We start from the raw sequence: 7,166 nt of genomic DNA, 5'->3' as shown, positions 1-7,166 counted from the left end.
GCGCGGCGGCGGGCAGGGCGAGCACGGCGGGCGCGGCCAGGATGGCGCGGCGGGTCGGCATGGGCGGCGGCTCCTCTGTCGTTGCGGGCCAGATCGGCCGACCGGACCGCCCCGTCAACCCGCCTCGATCCGCGCGGTCCGCACCAGCTCCGCCATCGCAGCCCGCTGCTCCGCGACATACCGCGCGAAATCGGCCGGCGCGCTGCCCACCGGCAGGGCGCCCAGCGCGTCCAGCCGCTGGCGCACGGTGGCGTCGTTCAGCGCATGGATCGCCGCGGCGTGCAGCCGTTCCGTCACCGGCGCCGGCAGGCCGGCGGGCGCGTACAGCCCGTTCCACTCGTTCAGCTCGTAGCCCGGGAAGCCCTGCTCCGCGACGGTCGGCACCTCCGGCAGGGAGGCGACGCGCTGCGCGGTGGAGACCGCCAGCGCGCGCAGCCGCCCCTCCCGCGCCAGCTGCAGCGAGGAGGAGACGGTGCCGAAGACGAAGGCGATGGCGCCGCCCAGCAGGTCCTGCAGCGCCGGCGTGCCGCCGCGATAGGGGACGTGCTGGATGTCGAGGCCGGCCCGCGCCACGAACAGCGCCGCCGCCAGATGCGCCGCCGTCGCATTGCCCGAGGATCCGTAGGAGAGCTGCCCCGGCCGCGCCTTCACCCAGGCGACGAACTCCGCCAGCGTCCGCGCCGGCACCTGCGGGTTGATCACCAGGATCTGCGGCAGCACCACCACCTGGCTGATCGGCGTGAAGGCGGTGGCGTAGTCGAAGGGCAGGCCGCGGATCAGCGACGGGTTCACCGTATGCGCCATCGCGTCGATCATGATGGTCTGGCCGTCCGGCGCCGCCCGCGCCAGCTCCGCCGCGCCGATCGACCCGCCCGCGCCGGCGCGGTTCTCCACCACGACGGGCTGGCCCAGGAAGGCGCCCATCGGCCCGGCCAGCAGGCGGGAGGTGGTATCGACGCCGCCGCCCGGCGGATAGGGCGCGATCAGCCGCATCGGGCGCGAGGGCGACCACGGCGCCTGCGCGAGGGCCGGCGTGGCGAGCGTGGCCGCGGTGGCAGCCAGCAGCGTTCGGCGATGCATGCGACGTGGTCCTCCCCGCCGCCGATGCTCGCAGGCAGCCGCTCAGCTGTCGAGGCGCACGCCTTCGGCGCGGATCAGCGCCTCCATCTCCGCCCGCTCCGCGGCCAGGAAGCGCGCGAAGGCCTCCGGCCCTTCCGCCGCCGGCTGCAGGCCCAGCGCATCGAGCCGCGGCCGCAGCGCCGGCTGGCCCATCGCATCCGCCGCCGCCGCCGCGATCCGCGCGACCACCGGCGCCGGGGTGCCCGCAGGCGCCAGCAGACCGAGCCAGTCGCCCATCCCGAAGCCGGGAAAGCCCTGCTCCGCGACGGTCGGCAGCTCAGGCAGCAGAGGGCTGCGCGCGGCGGCGGAGAGCGCCACCGCCTTCACCCGCCCGTCGCGGATCAACGGCGCGGCCAGCGCGACGGAGGTGAAGCCCATCGGCACGTCGCCGCGCAGCAGCCCCGCGATCTGGTCCGCCCCGCCGCGATAGGGCACGTGCTCGCCGGCGATGCCGGCGCGGCGCAGCAGCTGCGCCATCGCCAGATGGGTGCGCGCGCCGATGCCCACGCTGCCGTAGCGCGCCTGCGCCGGTTCCGCCCGCAGCCGCGCCAGCAGGTCCGGCAGCGTCGCCGGGCCGAACTCCGCCCGCACCACCAGCAGCAGCGGCAGCGTCGCCAGCAGCGTGACCGGCGCCAGGTCGCGCACATAATCGAAGGCGAGTCCGCGCATCAGGAACGGGTTCACCGTCTGCCCGCCCGAATCGACCAGCAGCGTGGCCCCGTCCGGCGCCGATTGCGCGACATACCCGGCCCCCACCGCGCCGGACGCGCCGGAGCGGTTCTCCGGCGTCACCGTGGCGCCCAGCAGCTCGCCCATCCGCGGCGCGATCAGGCGGCCGAGGATGTCGGTGCTGCCGCCCGGTGGGAAGGCGATGACCAGGCGCACCGGCCGGTCCTGGGCCTGTGCGATGGCGGGTGCCCCAAGGGGCAGGGCAAGGGGCAGGGTGAGGAGAGTGCGTCGGCGCATGCCCCTCGCGTGCCGCGCAAGGCCCTCGCGGGTCAAGGGTCGGAACGATGACGGCCATGGTTCGCCCGCCCAGCGGGCGGGGTGTAGTCTCCGGCCATGGCTGCCCGCCGCGACGACGCGCCCGACCTGTTCGGCGACCCCGAGCCGCATGCCGCGCAACCCGCCGGCCCGCGCCCGCTGGCGGACCGGCTGCGGCCGCGCGCCCTGGCGGAGGTGATCGGCCAGGACCACCTGCTCGGCCCGGCCGGCACCCTCACGCTGATGCTGGCGCGCGGCACGCTGCCCTCGCTGATCCTCTGGGGGCCGCCCGGCGTGGGCAAGACCACCATCGCGCGGCTGCTGGCGGAGGCGGCGGGGCTCTCCTTCCACGCGCTCTCGGCGGTGTTCTCGGGCGTCGCCGACCTCAAGCGCGCCTTCGACGACGCCCGCGACCGACGGCGGAAGGGCAGGGGGACGCTGCTCTTCGTGGACGAGATCCACCGCTTCAACCGCGCCCAGCAGGACGGCTTCCTGCCGGTGGTGGAGGACGGCACCGTGACGCTGGTCGGCGCCACCACGGAGAACCCGTCCTTCGCGCTGAACGGCGCGCTCCTCTCCCGCTGCCAGGTGCTGGTGCTGAAGCGCCTGGACGACGACGCGATGGAGCGGCTGCTCGCCCGCGCCGAGGCGGCCGAGGACCGGACGCTGCCGCTGACGCCGGAAGCCCGCGCCAGCCTGCGCGCCATGGCCGATGGCGACGGACGCTACCTGCTGAACATGGCGGAGCAGCTGCTGGCCATCCCGCCGGGCGGCGAGGCGCTGGACCCCGTCGCGCTCGCCAACCTGCTCGCCAAGCGGGCCGCGCTCTACGACAAGGACCGGGAGGAACACTTCAACCTCATCTCCGCGCTCCACAAGTCGATGCGCGGCAGCGACCCCGACGCGGCGCTCTACTGGTTCGCCCGCATGCTGACCGGCGGGGAGGACCCGCGCTACATCGCCCGCCGCCTGACCCGCTTCGCGGCCGAGGATGTCGGCATGGCCGATCCCCGCGCCCTGCCGCTCGCGGTCGCCGCCTGGGAGACCTATGAGCGCCTCGGCAGCCCGGAAGGCGAGCTGGCGCTGGCGCAGCTGGTCGTGCACCTCGCCACCGCGCCGAAGTCGAACGCCGTCTATGCCGCCTTCGGCGCGGCGATGCGCGCGGCGAAGGAGACGGGCAGCCTGATGCCGCCATCGCACATCCTCAACGCGCCGACGAAGCTGATGCAGGAACTCGGCTACGGCGCCGGCTACGAATACGACCATAATGCGGAGGAAGGCTTCTCCGGCGCCGACTACTGGCCCGAGGGGATGGAGCGCCGCCGCTTCTACGCGCCGACCGAGCGCGGCGCGGAAGCAGCCGTTGCGGCGCGGCTGCGCGAATGGGACCAGCTGCGCGCGCGCAGGGCACGCAAGCGGTGACCGCCGTGTCGCCCGTGGCGCTGCTGCTCGTCGCCCTCGGCGGCGCAGCGGGGTCGGTCGCGCGCTACCTGGTTTCCGTACTTTCGGTCACGGCCTTTGGCGCGGGGTTCCCGTGGGGCACGCTGGCGGTGAACATCCTGGGCAGCGCGGCGATCGGCGTCGCGGCGGGGCTCGGGGTGCAGGGCAGCGCGCGGCTGCTGCTCGTCACCGGCTTCCTCGGCGGCTTCACCACCTTCTCCGCCTTCAGCCTGGAGACGGCGACGCTCTACGCGCGCGGGCCAGGTTATGCCGTGCTCTACGTGGCGGCCTCGCTCGGCCTCGGCCTCGCAGCCTTCGCGCTGGCGTGGTGGCTGGTGAGACGCTGACGGGGAATGCTCGTTCAACCGCCGGTCGAAACCAGCCCGCGCCCTCTTTGAACCCGCGCAGGGGGCGTCTGCGGATGGACGCCAACGCACCGATACACCTACAACGCTCCCGGCCTCCGGAGGTCCCCCAACTACGCAGGGACCAAGTCACATGTCCGATTTCACCCAGGTCTTCCGGGACGATTTCGACGGCTCGACACTCGACCGCGGCATCTGGAAGGCGGCCTATTCCGGCCAATACGGCAACGGCATGTTCCGCTGGGATCCCTCCCAGCTCGAGGTGGCCGACGGCAGGCTGACGATCGCCACCGAACTCGAGGGCGGCAGCTGGGTCTCCGGCGGCACCTCGACCATCCCCGACGGCCAGACCTATGGCAGCTACGAGTTCCGCGCGCGCTTCGATCCGGGCCAGGGCACGGCAGGCGTGGTGCTGCTCTGGCCGTCGAGCAACGAGTGGACCGACGAGGTCGACATCATCGAGACCAATCGGCCGCAGCGCGAATCCTTCGGCTTCACCAACCACGGCGATCCCAACGTCACGCAGTACATCGACGTCAACGTCGCGGACTGGCACACCTATCGCCTCGACTGGACGCCGGGCGAGCTGAAGCTGTTCGTGGACGGGCAGCAGAAGGGCTACATCACCACGGACGTGCCCAGCCAGCCGATGTCCTTCAGCATGCAGGGCCAGGTGATGGGCGCGTGGGAGCATTGGTTCGGCGGCGGGCCGGACGGTTCCACGCCCGGCCGCGTGGAGATCGAGGTGGACTGGGTGAAGGTCTCCGCCTGGACACCCGGCCAGGGCACCGAGTCCGCGCCGATGCTCGCGGCACCTGCCGATGCCGCCGTCGCGCCCACGGCCGACGGCTTCGACTGGCTCGCGGCAGCCCAGCGCTACATCGAGAATGACGGCACCTGGGAGGGGTCATGGCGGAACCAGGTGGCGGCAGGCCAGATCACGCTCGAGGACGTCGCCGCGCGCATCGAGGCCGGCCTCGGCGAGCCGAGCTTCTGGCAATGAGCCCGGGCATGGCCGCCGCGTCCCGCCTGGCCGGGCCGCCATAACGTGTCCGCCGCCATGCAGGACAACCCCACCACCAGCGCGCTGGCCGACCGGCATGTCGGCCGCCGCATGCGGGAACGCCGCGTGCAGCGCGGCCTTTCGCTGGCCGAGCTCGCCGCCGCGCTCGGCATCTCGGTGCAGCAGGCGAGGAAATACGAGGCCGGGCTGAACGGCATCCCCGCCGCCCGCCTGCCGGAGCTTGCCGCCGCGCTTGGCGTCTCCCCCGCCTGGTTCTTCGAGGAGCTGGAGGCGGCGGCCGGGCCCTATCGCCCGGTGCTGCCCACCCGGCCGCGCATGCTGCTCGACCTCGTCCGCACCACGGACGACCTGCCGGAGAGCGGCCTGACCGCGCTGTGCGAAGCCGCGCGCGCGCTGGCCGCCGCCCGGGCGCCGGGGTGAGGAACGGGGCCAGGCCTGCTGCAGCGCGCTCCGTGCGGATGGAGCACGCTGCAGCCACCCTTGAGCGACCGATTCGGCGCCTCGGCGTCCCGCCTCCGCGAATCAGACATCGCTCGTGGAGCGGCTGATTCACCGCTCCGGCGTTCCGCCTCCGCGGATCAGACGTCGCTCGTGGAGCGGCTGATTCACCGCTTCGGCGTTCCGCCTCCGCGGATCAGACGCTAGCCTTGCCCCCGACATGACCGTCCAGACCCGCCAGGTCGCCGCTGACGAGGGCGACACCCGACTCGATCGCTGGTTCCGCCGCCACTTCCCCGCGCTCACCCAGGGGGCGCTGCAGAAGATGCTGCGCACCGGCCAGGTGCGCGTGGACGGCAAGCGGGCGGAAGCGAACACCCGCCTGGCCCCCGGGCAGGAGATCCGCATCCCGCCCCTGCCCGATGCGCCCGCGCCCGACCAGCGCCCCCGCGCCGCCAGGCCGCTCGATGCGCGTGAGGCGAAGGCGCTGGAGGCGATGGTGATCCATCGCGACCGCGACGTGCTGGTGCTGGACAAGCCGCATGGCCTGCCGGTGCAGGGTGGCCCGGGGATCGCGAAGCACCTGGACGGTATGCTGGACGCGCTGCGCTTCGATGCCGCGGAGCGGCCGCGCCTGGTGCACCGGCTGGACCGCGACACCTCCGGCGTGCTGGTGCTGGCGCGCAACGCCGCCGCCGCCGCGAAGCTCGCCGCCGCCTTCCGCGGCCGCGACGTGGAGAAGACCTACTGGGCGGTGACGGTCGGGGAGCCGACGCCGCCCGCCGGCCGCATCGACCTGCCGCTGGTCAAGCAGGCCGGCCCGCGCGGGGAGCGCACCACCGCGGCCGACCCCGGCGACCGGGACGCCGCCCGCGCGGTGACGGATTTCCGCATCCTGGACGCCGCGCGCCGCCGCGCCGCCTGGGTGGAGATGAAGCCGATCACCGGCCGCACCCACCAGCTGCGCGTGCATGCCGCGGAGGCGCTGGGCTGCCCGATCCTGGGCGACGGCAAGTACGGCGGTGCCGCCGCGCACATGGATGGCCTGCCCGGCCAGCTGCACCTGCACGCCCGCGCCCTGAAGCTGCCCCACCCGGCCGGCGGCACGCTGGAGGTGGCGGCGCCGATCCCGCCCCACATGAAGGAGACCTTCGCCTTCTTCGGCTTCGAGGCTCCGCGCACCCCGAAGCCCCGCCGCATCGCCTGATCGCGCCTCCGGGCAGCCGGCTCGCGCGTTGACCCTGCGCCGAGAGGGACCGCCATGACCGAACCGACACCGCGCCGCCGCCGCTGGCCCTGGATCCTGCTGGGCGTCGTCGTCGCGATCCCCCTTGCGGGCTTCCTCGCGCTCCGCGCCTTCGTGAACCCCGAAGTGCTGCGTCCGCGTCTCGTGGCCGCCGTCGAATCCGCCACCGGCCGGCGCTTCACGGTGGGCGACATCGGCCTGGCCCTCTCGCTGCGCCCGACCGTCGAGCTGCGCGACGTCGCGCTCGCCAACATGGAGGGCGGCAGCCGGCCGGAGATGCTGACGGCGCAGCGGGTGGAGGTGCAGGCCGCCCTGCTGCCGCTGCTCTCCCGCCGCGTCGAGATCGCCCGCGTCGTACTGGAGCGTCCCGACCTGCTGCTGGAGACCGACGCGCAGGGCCGCGGCAACTGGCAGTTCCGCCCGGCGCAGCCCGGAGCGCCGTCGCAGCCTGCCGCACCCGCCGCGCCGGCGGAGCCGGGCCGGCCGCTCGGCTTCGACCTCGGTGCGCTGCGCCTGGACAACGCCCGGATCGCCTGGCGCGACGGCCGCG

General features: G+C 74.2%; 8 protein-coding genes. 6 read left to right on the top strand and 2 right to left on the bottom strand.

The window, feature by feature from the left end; translation table 11 throughout:
• Positions 1-114 precede the first annotated feature (114 nt).
• On the bottom strand, positions 115-1,080 hold the full coding sequence (locus OZN99_RS21655) for a tripartite tricarboxylate transporter substrate-binding protein (protein WP_270937331.1): 966 nt from the start codon (positions 1,078-1,080) through the stop codon (positions 115-117).
• Positions 1,081-1,122: 42 nt separating this feature from the next.
• Positions 1,123-2,085, bottom strand: a complete 963-nt coding sequence (locus OZN99_RS21650; protein WP_270937330.1) for a Bug family tripartite tricarboxylate transporter substrate binding protein — start codon at positions 2,083-2,085, stop codon at positions 1,123-1,125.
• A 96-nt stretch (positions 2,086-2,181) separates the two neighbouring features.
• Between OZN99_RS21650 and OZN99_RS21645 the strand changes: the two genes are divergently transcribed.
• From OZN99_RS21645 to OZN99_RS21620, 6 genes are all read left to right on the top strand, one after another.
• The gene (locus tag OZN99_RS21645; protein ID WP_270937329.1) at positions 2,182-3,525 is read left to right on the top strand and encodes a replication-associated recombination protein A; all 1,344 of its coding nucleotides are present in this window, start codon (positions 2,182-2,184) and stop codon (positions 3,523-3,525) included.
• Positions 3,522-3,890 carry a fluoride efflux transporter CrcB gene (gene crcB, locus OZN99_RS21640; RefSeq protein WP_270937328.1) on the top strand — a complete coding sequence of 123 codons (369 nt, stop codon included), beginning with the start codon at positions 3,522-3,524 and terminating at the stop codon, positions 3,888-3,890. Before OZN99_RS21645 ends, crcB begins: the two co-directional genes overlap by 4 nt.
• 151 nt (positions 3,891-4,041) lie before the next feature.
• On the top strand, positions 4,042-4,911 hold the full coding sequence (locus OZN99_RS21635) for a glycoside hydrolase family 16 protein (protein ID WP_270937327.1): 870 nt from the start codon (positions 4,042-4,044) through the stop codon (positions 4,909-4,911).
• Positions 4,912-4,956: 45 nt separating this feature from the next.
• The gene (locus tag OZN99_RS21630) at positions 4,957-5,352 is read left to right on the top strand and encodes a helix-turn-helix domain-containing protein (protein WP_270937326.1); all 396 of its coding nucleotides are present in this window, start codon (positions 4,957-4,959) and stop codon (positions 5,350-5,352) included.
• A gap of 238 nt (positions 5,353-5,590) precedes the next feature.
• Entirely contained in the window at positions 5,591-6,577 is a 987-nt protein-coding gene (locus OZN99_RS21625; RefSeq protein WP_270937325.1) for an RluA family pseudouridine synthase, read from the top strand.
• A 54-nt stretch (positions 6,578-6,631) separates the two neighbouring features.
• Positions 6,632-7,166: AsmA family protein (locus OZN99_RS21620; RefSeq protein ID WP_270937324.1), on the top strand; the 535-nt coding region annotated here is incomplete at its 3' end.

This window comes from Falsiroseomonas oryzae, from assembly GCF_027856955.1.
In the GTDB taxonomy this organism is placed as follows: Bacteria; Pseudomonadota; Alphaproteobacteria; order Acetobacterales; family Acetobacteraceae; genus Falsiroseomonas; species Falsiroseomonas oryzae.
This window is presented reverse-complemented; position numbering and strand designations above follow the sequence as displayed.

Excerpts from the sequence above, each read along its gene's own strand:
- OZN99_RS21655 (WP_270937331.1), bottom strand. The coding sequence starts at position 1,080 with ATGCATCGCCGAACGCTGCTGGCTGCCACCGCGGCCACGCTCGCCACG.
- OZN99_RS21650 (WP_270937330.1), bottom strand. The coding sequence starts at position 2,085 with ATGCGCCGACGCACTCTCCTCACCCTGCCCCTTGCCCTGCCCCTTGGG.
- OZN99_RS21645 (WP_270937329.1), top strand. The coding sequence starts at position 2,182 with ATGGCTGCCCGCCGCGACGACGCGCCCGACCTGTTCGGCGACCCCGAG.
- OZN99_RS21635 (WP_270937327.1), top strand. The coding sequence starts at position 4,042 with ATGTCCGATTTCACCCAGGTCTTCCGGGACGATTTCGACGGCTCGACA.
- OZN99_RS21625 (WP_270937325.1), top strand. The coding sequence starts at position 5,591 with ATGACCGTCCAGACCCGCCAGGTCGCCGCTGACGAGGGCGACACCCGA.